This window comes from Catalinimonas locisalis (assembly GCF_038039535.1).
In the GTDB taxonomy this organism is placed as follows: Bacteria; Bacteroidota; Bacteroidia; order Cytophagales; family Cyclobacteriaceae; genus Catalinimonas.
On the sequence record NZ_JBBPHP010000034.1, the window covers coordinates 17,275 to 36,663 of the forward strand.

The window sequence follows — 19,389 nt, forward strand, 5'->3', positions numbered from 1 at the left end:
TACATTTATGAAAAGGCTAACTTATTTATCCGGCGTAGTGATGATGTTTATCATGTTGTCCGCTTCAACTGTCTCATGGGCACAGACAAAAAAGGGAAAAAACCTTACCCAGGAGGATATGCCATATCAGGCGGCCATTGACCATGCCTATGAAAAATATAAAGATCTACAAGAAGGCAAAAACGCCGATTATATCAAAGAACTGGCTACCGTAGATCCCAATATCTATGGTATAGCCCTTGTTACCACCGAAGGTGAGGTATTTACCAAAGGCGACCTTGATTCTCATGTTTCTATCCAATCCATATCCAAAGTGTTTACACTGGCCAGAGTAATTGAAGAACAAGGGCCTAAAGCAGTAATGGATAAAATAGGCGTTGACGCTACTGGACTTCGCTTTAATTCAATTATTGCGATTGAACTGCAGAAAGGCAAGGAGATCAACCCCCTCGTTAATCCTGGAGCGATTGCAGCCACAAGTTTGGTCAGTGGTGCAGATTCGGCGGCAAAATGGCAGAATATTCTTCAGACTCACAGTGATTTTGCCGGAAGACAATTAGAAGTGAATCAGCCTGTCTACATCAGCGAAGCTGGCGACAATCTTCGCAACCAAGCTATAGCGCACTTATTAGATGCCTACGGCCGTATGTATTTTGACCCTGCACAGGCCACTGATGTGTATACCAAACAATGCGCCATCAATGTAAATGCCAGGGATCTCGCTGTGATGGCAGCTACTCTGGCCAGTGGAGGTACCAATCCAGTAACTAACAAGAAAGTGGTGTCTTCCGAAACTGCTGCGCTTACCATGTCAGTGATGGCTACTGCGGGTTTGTATGACGACTCCGGCCAGTGGCTTTATGCAGTTGGTCTACCTGGCAAAAGTGGGGTGGGGGGAGGTATCATTGCTGTGTGTCCGGGTAAATTTGGCATTGCGGTAATTTCTCCCCCACTTAATGAGGTAGGGAACAGTGTTAAAGCCCAGAAGAGCATTTTTGAAATTGTACGTGAACTTGGAGTACATCCCTATCTAGTGAAGGATACAAATAACTCAGAGGAAGAAGTAAGAAATGAATAAAAAAATCAACTTTATCAAGTAGCTATCTACCTGTTGGCCTTTGTCTGCATTGTTACTCACAGAGGTTAACAGGTTTTTAGAAACCCTAACCCAATGAATTATATGAGTACTTGGAAAAAATTCTTTTTGCCCATGGCGATAGGTAGTTTTCTGTTAATCAACCATAGTCTTCTAATGGCGCAACAAACTACCCAGAGTAGTTCTTATTTGTTCAACGATAGTCACTTTCATCTGACCAATTATATACAGGAAGGAACTGAGATCAGTAAATTTTTGGAGATTATGGGAGATAAGGTAGGGAGAGTCGCATTGTTTGGCATACCCTTACAGCAAATGCATTCTTATGATAATTCCGGTTCATTCAGGCCCACATACTATTTGCAAAGTGATGCCCCCTTATATTATTACTCCTTTACCGACGCCTTCATCGCGATGGCTTACAAGTCACTTTCCTCTGAACAACAGAAACGGTTTGATCCTATGATTACCGGATTTAATCCGGCCGATATGTATGGTGTAGATCATATACGACGGGTACTACGAACTTTTCCGGGTGTTTTCTCAGGCATTGGAGAATTTACTATTCACAAAGAGTTTGTTTCTTCCAAAGTAGCTGGAGGTGTGGCAAGCCTTACAAATCCTGCATTGGATAGTATATTACACTTTGCAGGTCAGGCTGGTTTGCTGGTACTTCTCCATTGCGACATTGATCAGCCCTTTCAGGCAGCCGGAAATGAACCCATATATCTAACTCAGATGAGAGATCTTATCAGCAGACACCCTAATACTACCCTTATCTGGGCACATACCGGACTGGGTAGGGTAGTGCATCCCGTACAAAGCGGTACGTCTGCTAATTCACCTATTAATCCGAATCATCTTGAACTTTTGGAAAAAGCAGTTAGCTATCCCGAATTTGATAATCTTTATTTTGATATCAGCTGGGATGAGGTTGCTAAATACATTGTTGCTTCGCCGGAATCGATCAGTAAGTCTGCGGCACTGATTAACGCCCATCCCGAACGTTTTCTTTTCGGTACAGATGTAGTAGCGCCTGCTAATGAAGAAGTATATATGAGAGTCTACAGGATTTACCAACCTTTATGGGAGGCACTCACTCCAAAGGCTCGTGAATTGGTGACCCTAGGTAACTACGAACGTCTCTTTGATGATGCCAATAAAAAAGTACGTGCCTGGGAGGATAAACATTTGAATCGCTAGAAGCACTTCTGCTCCTGATAGGAGTGGTAATCACGCGCTGAATAGCGCTAAAATAAGTCTATAGAAAGAGTGATTTGAAGGTAATAAATTAATTGCACATAAATAGGAACTTGTCTTTTCATGTTTAAGATTATCTCAAAACCCTGCTTTTGCGGAAAGTAATGGTTGAAGGAATAATGCTTTTATCTATTAAGCTGTTTTTAAAACACCAGGACATCCATCACAGCCTGATGGGCCGTACTAGTGTATTTCGCCCGGCAAAGATTGTAACAACAGCATAATCTCCTTTAAGGTTAAAGCAAAAGCTGTATCACCGAATTATCCACTAAACTCACTACAAAAGGAGAGAGGTCAAATGTTTTTATATTAGATTTATTTCAATATTTTTAGGTATTACATGTTGAGTATTACACCAAACAAATGTGAAAATGTAAAGTGTTGATATCCAAAGTATTCAGCTATCAAAATAACGATCACAATAAATGATAACATAGTGATAATTAAAAGATAAGAATTATGTGATCAATTTTATTGAATTTAGATTAGGGTGAGCCGTAGCTTGTTTGAAGCTCAAGCCACGATAGCGAATTTTTATAAAATCTTAATTTCTCTTAGTTAACCATAAACTTATATTCTGGTATCGCTTATTACAAATTCATAAAAGTCTTTTTCAATTAAACCTCATTCTCAATGAGTTCAGTATTTATAATAGGCATTATCGGTGTAGCTTTTGGGTTGTTTGCTGCCTACCTGTTATTCAACAGAATAATTAAAAATCCCAATGTTTTAAATATTCTTCCCTTCGTATTTATATTAAGTATTTCCTGGATTTTATTGGTCAATACTTTGAATGCGAGCGGGTACATTGTATATGTTCCCCATCTGTTCAGAACGGCATTACCATTATGCTTTTGCTTAGGCCCTATTTCCTATCTCTACATTAGAGCGTATATAAGAAAAGAAAAAAAGTTAGCCGCTATCGACATTTTACATTTTGTACCCACCCTTATTGCTTTTGCCGATACACTTCCCTTTCTACTGCAAAGTGCAGATGAAAAAAAAGTGTTAATTCAGGAATATATTCTCAATAATAACGCGCTGCTCAAATGGCAGGAAGGAACATTTTTTATGTCTCTGTTACCCTGGATTGTTTGCATTTATGGTGTTATATATATATTATTTTGTATCAAAGAAGTATACAGGTATTCTCTAGCTATTGAACAAAAAAAGTCAATTTTAACTCTTCCAGAATTCAAATGGTTAATTTCTATCATTATCTGTGATATCATCATCACCTTGGCTTTTTTATGGTCATTAGCTACACGACTTGAGGACCCCTTAGCTTTTAATTCCTTCTCATTAATTATTGCTACTACATTTTTAGCTTTAAACTTTACGCTTTATCAGACGCCTTACATACTATATGGTATTAGAGTGACTCCTGAAGCTTTATCCAATGAAAGTGTTAAAAAGTACAATCCATTTGACGATGATGAACTTACCAGCTATGTAACTAAAGTAAAAAGTTACATGAAGCAGCATAAACCATTTCTACAAAATGGTTATTTATTAGGTGATCTTTCCAATGACATTAATGTAGAGCGTCATCTATTATCTATAGTAATCAATCAGGGTTTTGGTATGAGGTATACCGAAATGATCAATAGCTACAGAATTAGCTACCTGATCCAAAATTATCAACATATGAACTACAAGAACCTTACTATTGAGGGCCTTGCCTCAGAGGTAGGGTTTAAGTCCCGTACCACCTTTCTGCATTCCGTAAAAAAGCTGACAGGCTTAACCCCTACTAAATTTTTAAAAAAGCTGGAGGATAACCAGCGAATAGAGTTTCGTTCCAATAGTAGTGATTTAGAGCTAAAATTATGATAACCGGCTATGGGTTCAAATTTGCATTTGTTTGTTTCATATTGAGAAATAATTCGTGAGCCATATTGGCAATTTGATCAGGTTTATAAAATGAATCTACATTCAGGTTACTATTTTGAAGTTACTCAAGTCATATCACTAAGTTTATTGAGTAAATATTTTTTTGATGTAATTCGTATTTTATGGAGGCAGTTATTCATCTTTTGTCTAAGATCCAAGGTGATCTACTCAGAGGATTCTGCTTGATGATCTTAGTGGGTATTTTCTTTATACCCTTTATAAAAAACTGGAAACCCAACGCCATCAATGAAACCCTACGAGGTGCTAAATTACTGCTGCAAATCAAGAAACTGACACTTGAACTGGATGAAAAACAAGGGAAACATGCTGAGCAGGATTTAAGTACTGACTTACAAAAAGCTGCCGATGATATTAATTTCATGAAGGATAGCAAACTGGAATACTATCCAGAAGAAGTTGTATACTTTCAGATTTTGAAATATAGTATTTCCGGAAGCCTCTTCTTTTTTATCATCACAAGCTTGGTGGTGATTACTACAGGCCATGGTTTACAAACATATAATGATTATATCGCGGTTTTTTCCAGAGATCTGGCAGTTTGTGTAGCCTCAGGCTTCGCTGCAACTTTTGTGCCTTGGGGAAGTACAGTATCGCATTTTATTTATGGGTTTAATATGCCTTTAGTCATAGCCTTAATCATTGTTATTATTACCTAACCTTTATGATTGAAATGAAGAAAGACAATATTCTAATTCTGCCTCCTCTCATACTTATGATGGCAATGAAAAGACTAACACTCAATTTTAAACTATAGTGGGTTTTTCAAAAACCTTCAACATAACCTTTATTCCTATGAAAAACTATCAACACCTGATGTGGCTTTTAGCCCTCTTAGTATTTATTTGTCCTGATTCCCTTCATGCACAGGAGGTGCTTCCTTTTCATCCTACTCCTTCAGCCAGTAAGGCAGGTGAAACTATGGAGGAATCCATTCATAAACACAGACAGACCGAATCTCATCTCCCGGAGGATGCTCCCAATATTATCGTAATTTTAATTGATGATTCAGGCGCGGCATTGCCCAATACTTTTGGTGGCGAAGTCAGTACACCAACGCTCACAAAATTATATAACCAGGGCATCTCCTATAACAGATTTCATTCTACGGCCATGTGTTCTCCCACGCGTGCGGCTCTGCTTACCGGACGTAACCATACCAGGGTGGGCAACGGGCAGATTACAGAATGGGCCAACGACTGGGATGGATTCAGTGGCGTTATTCCTAAAACCTCTGCCACTGTTGCTGAAGTACTTAAAAATTATGGGTACAGTACCTCTGCCTTTGGCAAATGGCATAATACCAATCCTGCATCCGTTTCTAAAGCAGGCCCGTTTGACGAATGGCCTACTGGTTACGGATTTGAGTATTTCTATGGCTTTTTTGGTGGTGAAACCTCACAGTATGAACCTACCCTCATCAAAAATACCACGTATATCACCCATCCGCCCAAAACTCCGGAAGAAGGCTATCATCTTACGGATGACCTGGCAGATAATGCGATTCAGTGGATAAAGGATCACAAAGCCCTTCAACCTGATAAACCGTTTTTTATGTATTGGGCTCCCGGTGCTGTACATGGCCCGCATCAGGTGGCCAAAGAATGGGCCGATAAATACAAAGGTAAGTTTGATGACGGTTGGGATGAGTATCGTAAGCGCGTTTTCAAACGTCAAAAAGAAATGGGTTGGATTCCTGAAAATACAATTCTGACAGAACGCCCCGAAACCATGGCGGCCTGGAATGATATTCCTGAAAACGAAAAACCTTTTCAACGCAGACTCATGGAAGTTTTTGCCGGATTTACCGAACATGCTGATTATAATGTCGGTCGTATCGTAAACGCTGTAGAGGAGATGGGAATTGCTGACAATACTTTGATCTTCTACATCTGGGGAGATAATGGAAGTAGTGCGGAAGGGCAAAACGGAACCATAAGCGAACTCCTGGCACAAAACCAGATACCCACAAAAATTTCTGATCACATAAGGGTGCTCAATGAGGAGTTAGGCGGTCTGGACGCGCTCGGAAGCCCTAAAACAGATAATATGTACCACGCAGGCTGGGCCTGGGCAGGAGCTACTCCCTTCAGATCCACTAAATTAGTAGCCGCCCACTTTGGAGGAACACGTCAGCCTATGGTGGTTTCCTGGCCCAATAAAATACAGGCTGACAAAACGGTGCGCTCCCAATTTCACCATGTTAATGATATTACGCCTACCATTTATGACCTTCTGGACATACAGCATCCTGAAGTAGTCAATGGGTTTGAACAGGACCCCATAGATGGCATCAGTATGGTATATACTTTTGATAACGGCGAGGCTGAAGGTCAAAAGAAAACACAGTTTTTTGATGTCATGGGTAGCCGTGCGATTTACCATGATGGATGGATGGCCTCTACTTTTGGCCCCCGTATCCCGTGGATGACAGTAACCCCAGGTTTAGCTGACTGGAACCCTAAAAATGATGTCTGGGAGCTACATAATCTGGAAGAGGATTTCAGTCAGGCCAATGATCTGGCTGGTCAATATCCGGAAAAACTTGAAGCCCTGAAAAAACTTTTTTTAGAAGAGTCAGCCAAAAATAAAAATCTGCCTATAGGAGGAGGTTTGTATGTTCTTCTTCACCCTGAAGAACTAAAAGTGAGCCCCAGAAGCGAGTTCAATTATCCTGGGTCCACCATCAGAGTTCCTGAATCCAACGCTCCCCGAGTAGGCCTTCTGAATCATAAAGCTACTATAGAGGTAGATATGCCTGCCAATGCTGAAGGGGTATTATTTGCGTTGGCCGGATATGCAGGAGGATTATCTTTTTATGTAAAGGATGGTGTGCTTAACTATGAATACAATCTATTTGAAATTGAAAGGACAAAGCTAACAGGAACTTCTAAACTTCCAGCTGGCAAAGCTACCATAGAAATTAACTTCAAACGCAAACCTCATGCTTCTATCTCTCATCTGAGTGCTGCTGATGTCTCTATTGCGGTCAATGGCAAGGAAGAGATCAAAGGTACCATACCCACGCTGGTAACCGCGGGTTTCTCAGCCAATGAATGTTTTGACCTGGGTATGGATTTGGGTTCTCCGGTTTCTGAAGCTTACTATGATAATGCCCCCTACGCATTCAATGGCAAAATCAATAATATGAATATCAAGTACTTACCTTAAGCCATTGCTTATCAAAGAGTATATTCAAAGTATAGCATAAAAACAAAAACCATCAAGACTTTAAAAAAAGAACATACTTAACCTTTAGCAATGCGTAGATATACCGGACATTAACATACGGTATTCATTTTAGAGCTATGAAAACAAAAACAGTAGAATTAATAGCAAGCCCGAAAGAGCCTCATTTTGTTGGGGATGGATTTAGAGTTCATAATTTCATTCCCAGCGGCTTTAGGCTGGATATGCAACGGATGAACCCCTTTATTTTGTTGGATTACAATTCAACCTACACATTTCCACCATCTGATAAGCCAAAAGGTGTGGGAGTTCATCCGCATCGGGGTTTTGAAACCGTTACCATCGCCTACAAAGGCAAGGTTGCCCATCATGACAGCAGTGGTGGGGGAGGTGTGATAGGTGAAGGGGATATACAATGGATGACTGCAGCCAGTGGAGTTCTTCACAAAGAATACCACGAAGAGGAATGGAGCAAAAAAGGGGGCGATTTTCAAATGGTACAACTTTGGGTTAACCTGCCAAAAAAGGACAAAATGAGTGCCCCAAAATATCAGGCTATCAAACGCGAGGAAATCAACCGATTTGAATTAGAAAATAAGGCAGGGCAAATCGAAGTGATAGCGGGAGAATACAAAGGTGCAAAAGGCGTAGCTTCCACTTTTACGCCTATACATATGCTGAATGTAAAACTAAAAAAACAGGGAAAAGCGGAATTCCAATTTCCAGCCAATTACAATACTGCACTGCTGGTATTGGAAGGAAATATCATCATCAATGGAGACGAAAAAACGCCAACAGACCATCTGGCACTAATGGGTAATGATGGAGAAACCTTTGAAATCCAGGGGTACGATGATGCCATCGTATTGGTTTTAAGTGGTGAACCCATTGATGAACCCATTGCGGCACATGGACCATTTGTAATGAATACCAAAGAAGAACTGAAGCAAGCCTTCAGTGATTACAACAATGGCAAATTTGGTTATCTGGAGAATTGATTATGAAAACAAGACCAGTAGTTTTTAATGGTGAGCATCTATCAACATTATGATGGTTTGGGAAATGAATGTGCCGGACGGTTCAGGTTTTGAAGCATTGCTCCTAATACTTGCATCGTCCTATCTTAATTCATTCAATAGGATGAATTAAGATTTAAGGATGTATAGACATTTTTCAAGAGATACCTGATTGGTAATAAGACTGTTAAAGCAGTGTTAACGCTCTCAGGCAGAGGAAACCTATCTGTAAATGTAAGATGAAATTGTGAAATCTTTATTAAAAAGAGATGAACAGGTAAACTACGATAACATCAAATGCTGTCCCACAAAAAATTTCTACTGCAAAAATGCTTTACGACATTAAAGGTAGGTACATACTTAAGGTATAATACTCAAATAAGCCCAAATATTAAAGAAAATCATGTTAATTTTTTGTTAATATTTTTTCATAAAAATAGATACGAATAAATAAAAGTGTTACTACTTAAGTGTTTTTATAATATTTAAGGTTCTTATTGTATGTTTATTATAACCTCTTGTGTATTAAACATTATTAATTAAATTTTGACTTTCAAAATAGCCCATTTTGTCAACTAGACATTTTAGTTATGGATTTAGCCTTACTCTTCGGAATCTTAGGCTCTGCTTTTGGGTTTCTTGTCACCTATCTTTTGGTAATTAAACTAATCAGACAACCCAGCAGTGCATACCTCATGCTTGCAATACTGATTTTTAGCTTATCCTGGGTATTGATGATAAGCTTATTAAATGTGAGTGGATGGATTAATGGTTTTCCTCATCTTTTTAGAACAGAGCTACCCTTTATGTATAGTTTGGCACCCGCCTTCTACTTATACATTTGTACTTTTATACATAAAGAGAAAAAAATGAGTCGCTATGATTTTTTACATTTTCTGCCGGCGATGATCGTATTTGCTGATCTACTTCCTTTTTTATTGATGAGCGGTACAGAAAAGATAGAAATCATTCAGCATTACATTGCCGAGCCTAATTCAATTTTATCTGGACACGAGGGAGTGCTTCCTTTGCATTTGCTATTCTGGGCAGTAGGTTTCTACACCCTGTTTTATATCCTTATGCTCTCTGTGAACTTTAGCTTTGAACTGGAGTATACTCGCCCACATTTAATAAGAACCATTTCAGACAAAGAATTGAAGTGGATAATTTCCCTTGCAGTATGTCTGATATTGATAGCATTATCTTTTCTATGGGCGGTGGCGGTCAAACCTCAACTTCCTGATGCGTATAGTATATATGCTACAGGATACAGCCTTATTTTTACATGTTTCATTTTTTTGCTTTTTCACAGACCAGAAATTTTGTACAGCATAGATATGCCTCCTCAGGATGAAGCTCCTAAACATAATTGTTTGCCTCTTCCTGGGGATCAAATGAAAATATATTGTGATGAACTTCTGCAATTTTTGAACACGGAAAGGCCTTATTTAACGCCGGGGTATACTATGGATAATCTTGCCAAAGAATTACATCTCACAAAGAATCAACTATCTTTTGTGATCAATAAAGGCTTAGGTATGAAATACAATGACCTAATGAACAGAAGCAGAATTGAATACCTGGTACAATATTACGACGAAGTCAATAACAAAAACCTGACGATTGAAGGCATGGCAAACAATGTGGGTTTTAACTCCCGTACTACTTTTTTGCACTCAGTAAAAAAATTTACCGGCCTGACTCCCACTGAATTGGTAAAAAGAATTGAAGCAAAGCAATATGAAAATTGATCAGTTTAGTTTAGATATTGCTGCACCCTTATGATCATGTCAATTCCCTCACTTCTTCAGTTTATTTTTCATTGTCAATCTCTACTTACTGAGCAGCTTCTCTATTTTAATTTATTCAGGTGACTTATCACTAAAGTCCATATAATGATTTTACTGGTTTCCAGACATAAAAGCTGCTAAACTCTTATTTGCAGTCAGCAAAATTATAACAATATGCATACTACTGTACATTTCCGGTTAGTGTCTCTACAAACCGGGGCTTAGACGCCATGTACTTGTGCGGGGCACCCCGTGCCAACAAGGCTCGCAGTGGCGACTGCCGGTACCACAGTTCACTATCAGAAAATGTGACTTAGTATAAACAATATGATTCCAATTATCTGAGTGTAAAATTGACGCTTAGAGTTATAAAAATTTACTGACATAAAAATTGATTCATCCTTCACAACGAATCAAATGACCGTCTGTCAAGATGAATAAAAGTGCAGAATGAATCCATTTGAGAGGAAAATATCTTCATAGCATGTTTTTGAATTACTAGCTTGATGGTGTTGATTAAATTCCTCCTGGAAAAATTTATGATGGAGATTGCCATAAAAATTATTTCTAAAATACCTGGAGATGCTTTAAAAATTTCCTGTCTAATCTTAATGACTTCAATTTTTTTCATGCCATTAATATTGATCAAAAAACGTTCTCAAAATTCAGTGTATAAAACCTTAAAGAATACCAAAATTGCTCTTGAGATAAAGAAGCTTGTACTGGAAATTGATGATAAGATAAATCCAAGAGAATCAAATTTGCCAAAATTAGGAGAAGACAGAAGTAAGTATTATTTAGAAAATGGTACGAGAGTGCATTTTCCAATAGAGCAGAATACGGAGCATGTTAGGTATTATGATAAAATAAGGTTTGGCATATTGGGCAGTTTTTTTTTCTTTTTCACCACTACTATGGCCATGCTGATTGCTGCTCAACAATTGGAAAGCAGTATAGAATGGATAAGCTACTTTTCTAAGGAAATTGGCGTAAGTATAGCCTCAGGCTTCATAGCTACTTTTGTGCCCTGGGGAAATAGATGGAGTTATTTCACTTATGGTTTTTTTATACCGATTCAAATTGCTTTGATGATTGTACTTTTAATCTAACCTAAATCAGAATGAACCGAAACCTTTTTCTTTTACTGCCTATTCTTTCTCTGCTGGCATGTTATCCGGAGCCAGATTTGAGTGAACTGGAAGACGAGCTGGTTGTGGTAACCAATTACAGTCCCGATGCTGATTTTTCTAATTATGCCACCTTTGCCATTCCTGATTCAATAGGCATCATCACTGATAACGAAGATGATGAGGAGTTTGTAGATGACGATAGAGCAGCTACAGTATTATCTGCGGTGCGTACTAATATGTTAGCAGCGGGCTTTACTGAGGTGAATAAAGAAGATGAACCTGACATAGGAGTCAATGTCATCGTACTGGAAAACCTCAATGTAGGCGGTTCTTTTTATCCAGGCTATTGGTGGGGATATCCAGGTTACTGGGACCCTTGTTACTGGTATTACTGCGGTTGGTATCCCTGGTATGGATGGGGTACAGTATATGCCTATACCACTGGTACTTTGGTAGTAGAATTTATAGATCTTAAAAACACCAATGTTGAAAATCAGAGACTGGATATTATCTGGACGGCCTATATGGGAGAAGTCTACTCCGCCCGAGATCCGGTACAGGAAGCCGTCAACGCAGTTAATCAGGCATTTGAACAATCACCCTATCTTAATACCCCTAACTAAGTCAGCCTTATGAAAAACTATATATATGTCTTCGGATTACTCTTACTGCCTGTCATGGCAGAAGCTCAGAATAATTTTCTGGGCCTTTCCTGGAATATCAGCATTCCTACCGCCTCCAGTACCAGCTTTGTAGATGAGACCAGTATTAGGGGGGGGCAGTTTGAGTTCAGAGATTTCATTCAGAGCAACTTGTCTGTGGGCCTGTCTTTAGGCTGGAATGCTTATCAGGAATATACACCCCGGCAGACATACCCCATAGAGAATGGAGCGGTTACTACCGACTTGACTAAATACACCTATACCTTGCCCATACTCTTCAATGTCCACTATTATTATCCGGTAAGTGAGTATGTGATGCCTTATATAAGTGCTGGAATGGGTGGCATGTACAGTGAAAGGGAAATATTTTTTAATGTATATGGTATTGCAGAATACAAGTGGGGTTTTGCTTTTCGGCCTGAGCTGGGGGTAGTCTTTCCTTTTGGCGAAGGCTTTGGTGCTATACTCGCAGCAGATTACCTGATGGCTACCAATGACTCAGATGAGCTGAATATTAATAGTACCTCATCATTCAATTTCAGAGTAGGATTTTTATTGATACGCTAAATAATTGATTATGTCTATGAGAAACACAACACTAACTATCGCCTTATTGATTCTTTTATCGGTAAATGCACAGGCACAGGATAAGCCCAACATCCTCGTCATCATGGGAGATGACATTGGCTGGTTCAATACCAGTGCCTATAATAGCGGCATCATGGGTTATACTACGCCCAATATTGACAGAATCGCGCAGGAAGGTATGCGCTTTACCGATGCTTATGGACAGCAAAGTTGTACTGCTGGCCGGGCAGCATTTATCACCGGGCAATCGCCCAAGCGAACCGGTCTGTTAAAAATCGGTATGCCCGGTGACCCGATCGGTTTGCAAAAGGAAGACCCTACCATTGCTGAATTATTGAAACCACTCGGCTATGCTACCGGTCAGTTTGGTAAAAATCACCTGGGTGATCTGGATGAGTTTTTGCCTACCAATCATGGCTTTGACCAGTTTTTTGGCAATCTCTATCATTTAAATGCAGAAGAAGAACCGGAAAACCCCGATTATCCACAAGATCCGGCATTCAGAGAAAGATTTGGACCCCGCGGAGTGATCAAATCTAGTGCAGATGGACCTGTTCAGGATACAGGGCCTCTTACAAAAGAGCGGATGGAAACCATAGACGGAGAGTTTCTGGATGCAACCATTGACTTTATTGAAGAGCAGCATGAAGCGGATAAACCTTTCTTTGTGTGGTTCAACACCACCAGAATGCACATCTTTACGCACCTTAGTGAAGAGTGGGAAGGGTCAACAGGCTTGGGGATAGTAGCGGATGGTATGAACCAGCATGATACACAGGTAGGTCAACTGTTAGATAAGCTGGATGAACTAGGTATCACAGAAAATACCATCGTGATCTACACCACGGATAACGGAGCAGAGAAATTCTCCTGGCCAGATGGAGGCACCAGTCCATTCCGGGGAGAAAAAGCATCTACCTGGGAAGGAGGAATCAGGGTTCCTTTCACGATTCGCTGGCCCGGAAAGATTAAAGCAGGCACAGTGTCCAATGAAATCATATCCCTGGAAGATTGCCTGCCCACCTTGCTGGCAGCCGCAGGTGACCCAAATATTAAATCTAAACTGTTGGAAGGCCATACTGTGGGTGATATGACCTATAAGGTCCATATTGATGGATACAATTATCTTCCTTATCTGACGGGTGAAACTGAGGAGAGTCCTAGAAACACATTTTTCGCCTATGTGGATGATGGTACGCTGGGAGCAGTGCGCTATAACCGGTATAAATTTCATTTTTCTACCCAGAATCATCATGGAATGGGAAGCTGGACTTTTGCCCAGGAGGTAAGAAAAGCCCCATTGGTCATTGACTTAAGAGCCGATCCCTTTGAGGAAGCTCCTGTGCAATCCTCTTATTACGATGACTGGTTAGTGAGGCATATGTATGTGATGGTGCCATTACAGAATCTGGTGGCAGAGCATGTGAAAACTTTTCAGGAGTTCCCTGTAAGACAAGAGCCGGGTAGTTTTACCCCTAAGCAATAGCCCTGAAAATATTCCTCTGAGACCTCATATCGGTAGCAATGAATGGATCAGTAAATACGTGACTTTGATGAGGAAACCAGTGCGCTGGTGAAAAAAGCGCCGTTTTCCTCATTCTTTCTACCATTAGAATGCAAATAAAATGAAAGTAAATTACCTCCTTTTGGCAATACTACTTTTCCTTATCATCAGTTGCACCTCACCTGATGCAAAAGAAGCAATTGGGAGTAGTAAAACTGCAGTTACCGACCCTTTACCTTCATGGAATGAAGGAGTAAACAAACAGGCTATAGTTGATTTTGTAACTCGTACTACTGAAGAGGGCAGTGCAGACTTCATTCCTATCAATGACCGCATTGCATGTTTTGATAATGATGGCACCCTCTGGAGCGAACAACCTTTTTATTTTCAATTTGCCTATGCAATTGACCGCGTTAGGGCAATGGCACCACAACATCCTGAGTGGAAAGAGAAACAACCTTTCAAAGCGCTTCTTGAAGGTGACATGGAGACAGCACTTAGCGGAGGTGAACATGCAGTAGTGCAAATATTAATGACCACCCATGCAGGCATGGCAGTAGATGAATTTGATAGCACTGTAAAAGATTGGATAGAAACAGCAGTACATCCGACAACAGGAAAGCATTATAATGAAATGGTATACCAGCCCATGATAGAATTACTGCAATATCTTAGGGCAAACGAATATAAAACTTTCATCGTTTCAGGGGGTGGAGTTGACTTTATGCGAGCCTGGACAGAACAAGCCTATGGTATTCCTCCTGAACAGGTAGTGGGTAGTTCAGGCAAGGTAAAATATGAAGTTAAAGACGGACAGCCACGACTTATCAAGTTACCCGAATCTAACTTTGTTGATGATAAGGAAGGCAAGCCCGTGGGTATTCATCAGTATATTGGTAAACGCCCTGTTTTTACGGCAGGCAATTCTGATGGTGATTATGCTATGCTACAGTGGACCTCCACCACAACGGGCTATCCACGTTTTGGGATGATTATTCACCACACTGATTCAACACGCGAATGGGCCTACGATCGTGACTCGCATATTGGCCGTTTGGCAAAAGGTTTGGAAGATGCAGGAAAATACAACTGGAAGATTGTAGATATGACAAATGACTGGAAAGTGATATATCCTTTTGAATTAAATTAAAATAAATAGGATGATGAGGGTAACACTCTGCCTGACTTTAATCAACACGTATTTTAGCAGCAGCATGCGCCTTAAAATCACAAACGACCTAATCATACAAAAATGAGCTTTATCAAATTCATCATAGGGATGATAACCGGCCTGGTCATTCATCTGTCTTCTTTACAAATGGTGCAAGCACAGAGTGTAGAGGTCACTCCTTTCTCTGGCTATAGCCTTCGTTCTACATTTGATGTATACGGAGGTAGTATGCGGGTGTATGGTGGACATACCTTCGGAGGCATATTTACCTTTAATGTTACGCCTAGTTACGGTATAGAAGTAATGTATAGCCGGCAAAGTACGGAAGCAGATGTGCGCTCCATTTACCTGGAAGAAAGAGGTATACCGGCAGCAGTAGTATACACCATGCTGGGAGGCTTAAAGCAGTTTCCTGTATCCTCACAGCTGATCCCTTTTGTTGGGTTCAACCTGGGGGTGGCAGGTTTGATTCCACAGACAGAGGGGTACGAAGATGTATGGCGCTTTGCACTTGGCGTCAAAGCAGGAACTAAGTTTATGCTTAGTGAACAAATCGGACTTCGTTTGCAGGCAGCCATGAATGTGCCCGTACAGGACTTTGGTGCCTCCTTCTTTGTAGGTACAGGAGGAAGTGGCGTCAATGTAGGTTCTTACAGCACTATTTTTCAGTTTACCTTTAGTGGAGGCCTGGTTTTTCATCTAGGATTATGATAAAAAATATTGCCTACTATAAGCTTGTCTAAGTCATGAGAAAAAACTACTCCTATTTAACGCTGAGCTTTCTGCTCAACTTGCTATTTCTGAACTATGCATGTACACCGGTAAAGATAATTTCTAACAAACTTGAACCTGAGGCCGGTAGTGGAAAGTACCAAACCTTCAACTTCTATGACTTGAAAGTAAAGTCACCCCGTCCTGAAGAAGTGAAGGAAGTACGCTTTGATATGTTGAAGGATGCGGTACAGAGAGAACTGGAAGCCATAGGACTGGAGAAAGCCGAAGATCCGGATTTGTGGGTGAATATAGGGGTGCTGGTAGAAGATAAAGTACAGACACGAGAGACTGATATTCGCGAAGCCCCTATGTACATCGGGCAGCGTAACTACCACTGGGAAAGCGAAGAAGTTGTGGTAGATGAGTATAGAGAAGGTACGGTAACCATAGACCTGATAGACGCTGAAACTAACAAAATGGTAGGGCAGTCGGTGGCTAGTGGAATCATCGTAGAGAATGACGAAAAGCTACAGAAAAGAATTGATGAAGGGATGGCCAAAGTCTTTGATGACCTCTGGGCCAGTAGAAAATGATTTTTGTATACCTGGACTTAGTTAGGCTGCTGGCCTTGTCAGTAGCTTAACTTCATTACAGAAAAGCTGAAATGAAACCGATAAAAATATTCTTGGTATTGGGATGTCAGTGAATAAAAACTCACATCATAGTCTCCTTATGTCATTAATCCTCAGTCACACTGACTCAATGGAAAGCCTTAATCAGGAAGCTAAAGTAGCACTGGTAAAAAAATAGAGGCTATCAAGCTAAAAATGATTACAATAAACACTACACACATGGTAAGAACAAAGTTATACCTGTTTATGCTCCTTGTAATATTCACTGCTCAGGCATGTACGCAGTCACCCAACAATAATGTGGCAGAAGCTGACAGCTTACAAAAAGTGACCCCTGAAACATTCATCCGGGCCGAGACGGATAATATGTTTTCTACCGATGCCGATAAAACGACGATCAATGAATTTGTGCATTATCGTTCGCTTACGCCGCTGGACAGACAGAACGTGATCCGCATGAACCGGGATGTGCTTTACTCTTCGGTTCTGGTAGATACCAAAGGAGGCGCTACCATTACAATTCCTGAAATGCCGGATGACCGCTATATGTCGACCCTTGTGGTTGATAACGATCATTATGTACCCACCATCATCCATGAATCCGGCACGCACCCGATTCCCGATGATACCCGCTATGTCATCATCCTGCTCAGAATACAGGTGCTCAATCCCAATGATCCTGAAGAGATAAAGATGATCAATAATTTGCAGGACCAGTTCAGGATCAACGCCAGCAGCAGCGAACCTTTTCCCGGCTTCCACTGGGATAGGGCATCCTTGGATTCACTACGTGACATTTATAATGCGGAATTTGCCAAATATGATCGCTTTCCTTCCGACTGGGCCGGGGCCCGGGGTGAGGTAAACGAAGAAACCCGGCATCTGGCCGCCGCCGGAGGCTGGGGCCTTTTTCCGGAAAAGGAAGCCATCTATATTAATTACAACGGAGGCAATCTTTCCGGTGACAAGTGCTATATGGCTACCTATGAAGTGCCTGACAATGAAGGATTCTGGTCTATCACTGTGTATGGAGAAGATGGTAAAATGAAATCAGAGAATATGATCCAAAATGCTTCTAACACCACTTTCAATGAGGACGGAACCTTTACCGTATACTTTGGCTCGGAAGAAAACTGTCCGGAAGCAGAAAACCGCCTGGACATCACCGATGGCTGGAACTTCCTGATGCGGGTCTATCTGCCCGGTGAATCAGTGCGGAATGGAACCTATCAATTACCAGAAGTAACTGAAGTTAAATAACCATACTATGGTCTTTACAATTAAAAACTTAATAGCTGTTGTGCTTATCCTGGTAGCCAGCGCCTGCTCAAGAGAACCCACTCTTCTCGGTACGAAAGAAATCAGGGCTTTGGCAAAGGAGGCATACCTCTACGGTTTTCCGATGGTTGTAAATTATCGTTCAATGTATCTGTATAGTATTGATAAGAATTCTCCTGATTATAAAGGCCCTTTTAATCAACCAGGATGTGAGGCCCGACTATTTACACCAGAGGACAAAGGAGTAGTGACACCCAACTCCGATACGCCCTATTGTATGGGAGTGATTGATGTGTCAAGCGAACCTGTGGTGGTGAGTGTGCCAGGCGTGAGTAAGAATCGCTACTACAGCTTACAGCTTATTGATATGTACACCCACAATTTTGCTTACATTGGCTCATTGTCCACTGGTATTGAAGCCAGCAACTACCTGATTGCTGGATCGCAGTGGCAGGGAGACAAACCACCTGAGGTGGATTCAGTATTCCGATGTGAGTCTGATTATTTTTTGGTGATCATCCGGACACAGCTATTTGGTCCTGATGACTTAGAAAATGTGGAGAAATTGCAGGAACAGTACGTATTCCAGCCGCTTTCAGCATTCACAAACACCCAAGCTCCCCAGAAGCAACCTCAAATTGATTGGCCAGTCTGGAATGAGGGCGATCAGATCACACCCGCCGGATTCAAGTATCTGGATTTTGTGTTGACGCTGCTGCCTGTACATGAAGATGATGCGGAAATCCGCGAAAAACTGATGCAACTCAATATAGGCAATGGCAAGTTTGATCTCAGTACGTATGACGAGGCGCAACGCCAGGCTATGCAGGAGGGGATTGATGATGCCAGGGCAGAAGTAGAGAATATGATCAAGCAAACAACTTCTGATCCATTGGCCTCAGCAAAAATGTTTGGTACAAGAAGCTACCTGGTTCAAAGTGCAAAAGAAAACTACGGTTTAGAAACACCTTATCTGATACGTACATTGGCAGCACAACAGGGCTTATACGGCAATTCAAAATCCGAAGCGCTTTATCCTTTCTACTCAATAGACGCAGATAGGGAACCCCTTGATGGCTCAAAAAATAATTACACCATCACATTTGAAGAAGGAGCATTTCCATCTGTCTCTGCTTTCTGGTCATTTACCATGTATGAGGGAAGGACACAGTTCCTGGTGGAAAATCAGATAGACCGTTATTTAATCAACTCTACAATGTTGAAAACTTTCAGTTACAATGCTGATGGTTCTCTTACTTTTTATATTCAAAATGACAGACCTGATGCTGAAAAAGTAAGTAACTGGTTGCCTGCACCCAATGGTCCTTTTTACTGTGTCATGCGTCTGTATGGCCCGGATGAAAGCGTGCAAAACGGTAACTGGAATAGACCATTAATTGAAAAGGCGGATTAGCTCGGAATTTCCTGAGCAAAGCATGGACTGTCAG

The 19,389-nt window shown here is 40.8% G+C and carries 16 protein-coding genes; all 16 read left to right on the forward strand.

Annotation, left to right across the window (positions count from 1 at the left end):
• The first annotated feature begins 7 nt into the window (after window positions 1-7).
• The 16 genes from glsA (at window position 8) to WJR50_RS26185 (ending at window position 19,355) form a co-directional block, all read left to right on the forward strand.
• Complete coding sequence (gene glsA / locus WJR50_RS26110; protein WP_341296256.1) at window positions 8-1,078, forward strand: glutaminase A; 1,071 nt, start codon at window positions 8-10, stop codon at window positions 1,076-1,078.
• 102 nt (window positions 1,079-1,180) lie between these two features.
• Window positions 1,181-2,299 carry an amidohydrolase family protein gene (locus WJR50_RS26115; protein WP_341296257.1) on the forward strand — a complete coding sequence of 373 codons (1,119 nt, stop codon included), beginning with the start codon at window positions 1,181-1,183 and terminating at the stop codon, window positions 2,297-2,299.
• A 690-nt stretch (window positions 2,300-2,989) separates the two neighbouring features.
• Window positions 2,990-4,189 carry a helix-turn-helix domain-containing protein gene (locus tag WJR50_RS26120; protein WP_341296258.1) on the forward strand — a complete coding sequence of 400 codons (1,200 nt, stop codon included), beginning with the start codon at window positions 2,990-2,992 and terminating at the stop codon, window positions 4,187-4,189.
• Between the two features lie 203 nt (window positions 4,190-4,392).
• The gene (locus WJR50_RS26125) at window positions 4,393-4,926 is read left to right on the forward strand and encodes a hypothetical protein (RefSeq protein ID WP_341296259.1); all 534 of its coding nucleotides are present in this window, start codon (window positions 4,393-4,395) and stop codon (window positions 4,924-4,926) included.
• A 136-nt stretch (window positions 4,927-5,062) separates the two neighbouring features.
• Window positions 5,063-7,438, forward strand: coding sequence for an arylsulfatase (locus WJR50_RS26130; protein WP_341296260.1), 2,376 nt, complete (start codon window positions 5,063-5,065; stop codon window positions 7,436-7,438).
• Window positions 7,439-7,575: 137 nt separating this feature from the next.
• Window positions 7,576-8,454 (forward strand): pirin family protein, encoded by an 879-nt coding sequence (locus WJR50_RS26135; protein ID WP_341296261.1) that lies wholly within the window; start codon window positions 7,576-7,578, stop codon window positions 8,452-8,454.
• 608 nt (window positions 8,455-9,062) lie between these two features.
• Window positions 9,063-10,223 (forward strand): helix-turn-helix domain-containing protein, encoded by a 1,161-nt coding sequence (locus WJR50_RS26140; RefSeq protein WP_341296262.1) that lies wholly within the window; start codon window positions 9,063-9,065, stop codon window positions 10,221-10,223.
• A gap of 578 nt (window positions 10,224-10,801) precedes the next feature.
• Window positions 10,802-11,371 carry a hypothetical protein gene (locus tag WJR50_RS26145; RefSeq protein ID WP_341296263.1) on the forward strand — a complete coding sequence of 190 codons (570 nt, stop codon included), beginning with the start codon at window positions 10,802-10,804 and terminating at the stop codon, window positions 11,369-11,371.
• A gap of 11 nt (window positions 11,372-11,382) precedes the next feature.
• Window positions 11,383-12,015 carry a DUF4136 domain-containing protein gene (locus WJR50_RS26150; protein WP_341296264.1) on the forward strand — a complete coding sequence of 211 codons (633 nt, stop codon included), beginning with the start codon at window positions 11,383-11,385 and terminating at the stop codon, window positions 12,013-12,015.
• Window positions 12,016-12,024: 9 nt separating this feature from the next.
• A complete protein-coding gene (locus tag WJR50_RS26155; RefSeq protein WP_341296265.1) occupies window positions 12,025-12,621 on the forward strand; it encodes an outer membrane beta-barrel protein in 597 nt (198 codons plus the stop codon).
• A gap of 16 nt (window positions 12,622-12,637) precedes the next feature.
• Window positions 12,638-14,128, forward strand: a complete 1,491-nt coding sequence (locus WJR50_RS26160) for an arylsulfatase (RefSeq protein WP_341296266.1) — start codon at window positions 12,638-12,640, stop codon at window positions 14,126-14,128.
• A 139-nt stretch (window positions 14,129-14,267) separates the two neighbouring features.
• A complete protein-coding gene (locus WJR50_RS26165) occupies window positions 14,268-15,296 on the forward strand; it encodes an HAD family hydrolase (RefSeq protein WP_341296267.1) in 1,029 nt (342 codons plus the stop codon).
• Between the two features lie 102 nt (window positions 15,297-15,398).
• Entirely contained in the window at window positions 15,399-16,028 is a 630-nt protein-coding gene (locus tag WJR50_RS26170; protein ID WP_341296268.1) for a hypothetical protein, read from the forward strand.
• Window positions 16,029-16,063: 35 nt separating this feature from the next.
• Window positions 16,064-16,624 carry a DUF4136 domain-containing protein gene (locus WJR50_RS26175; RefSeq protein ID WP_341296269.1) on the forward strand — a complete coding sequence of 187 codons (561 nt, stop codon included), beginning with the start codon at window positions 16,064-16,066 and terminating at the stop codon, window positions 16,622-16,624.
• Between the two features lie 258 nt (window positions 16,625-16,882).
• Complete coding sequence (locus tag WJR50_RS26180) at window positions 16,883-17,923, forward strand: DUF1254 domain-containing protein (RefSeq protein ID WP_341296270.1); 1,041 nt, start codon at window positions 16,883-16,885, stop codon at window positions 17,921-17,923.
• A gap of 7 nt (window positions 17,924-17,930) precedes the next feature.
• A complete protein-coding gene (locus tag WJR50_RS26185) occupies window positions 17,931-19,355 on the forward strand; it encodes a DUF1254 domain-containing protein (RefSeq protein ID WP_341296271.1) in 1,425 nt (474 codons plus the stop codon).
• Window positions 19,356-19,389 lie beyond the last annotated feature (34 nt).

Coding starts and splice junctions, on each gene's coding strand:
- WJR50_RS26185 (WP_341296271.1), top strand. CDS start 17,931: ATGGTCTTTACAATTAAAAACTTAATAGCTGTTGTGCTTATCCTGGTA.
- WJR50_RS26145 (WP_341296263.1), top strand. CDS start 10,802: ATGATGGAGATTGCCATAAAAATTATTTCTAAAATACCTGGAGATGCT.
- WJR50_RS26130 (WP_341296260.1), top strand. CDS start 5,063: ATGAAAAACTATCAACACCTGATGTGGCTTTTAGCCCTCTTAGTATTT.
- WJR50_RS26115 (WP_341296257.1), top strand. CDS start 1,181: ATGAGTACTTGGAAAAAATTCTTTTTGCCCATGGCGATAGGTAGTTTT.
- WJR50_RS26160 (WP_341296266.1), top strand. CDS start 12,638: ATGAGAAACACAACACTAACTATCGCCTTATTGATTCTTTTATCGGTA.
- WJR50_RS26120 (WP_341296258.1), top strand. CDS start 2,990: ATGAGTTCAGTATTTATAATAGGCATTATCGGTGTAGCTTTTGGGTTG.
- WJR50_RS26155 (WP_341296265.1), top strand. CDS start 12,025: ATGAAAAACTATATATATGTCTTCGGATTACTCTTACTGCCTGTCATG.
- glsA (WP_341296256.1), top strand. CDS start 8: ATGAAAAGGCTAACTTATTTATCCGGCGTAGTGATGATGTTTATCATG.
- WJR50_RS26135 (WP_341296261.1), top strand. CDS start 7,576: ATGAAAACAAAAACAGTAGAATTAATAGCAAGCCCGAAAGAGCCTCAT.
- WJR50_RS26180 (WP_341296270.1), top strand. CDS start 16,883: ATGGTAAGAACAAAGTTATACCTGTTTATGCTCCTTGTAATATTCACT.
- WJR50_RS26175 (WP_341296269.1), top strand. CDS start 16,064: ATGAGAAAAAACTACTCCTATTTAACGCTGAGCTTTCTGCTCAACTTG.
- WJR50_RS26150 (WP_341296264.1), top strand. CDS start 11,383: ATGAACCGAAACCTTTTTCTTTTACTGCCTATTCTTTCTCTGCTGGCA.
- WJR50_RS26170 (WP_341296268.1), top strand. CDS start 15,399: ATGAGCTTTATCAAATTCATCATAGGGATGATAACCGGCCTGGTCATT.
- WJR50_RS26165 (WP_341296267.1), top strand. CDS start 14,268: ATGAAAGTAAATTACCTCCTTTTGGCAATACTACTTTTCCTTATCATC.
- WJR50_RS26140 (WP_341296262.1), top strand. CDS start 9,063: ATGGATTTAGCCTTACTCTTCGGAATCTTAGGCTCTGCTTTTGGGTTT.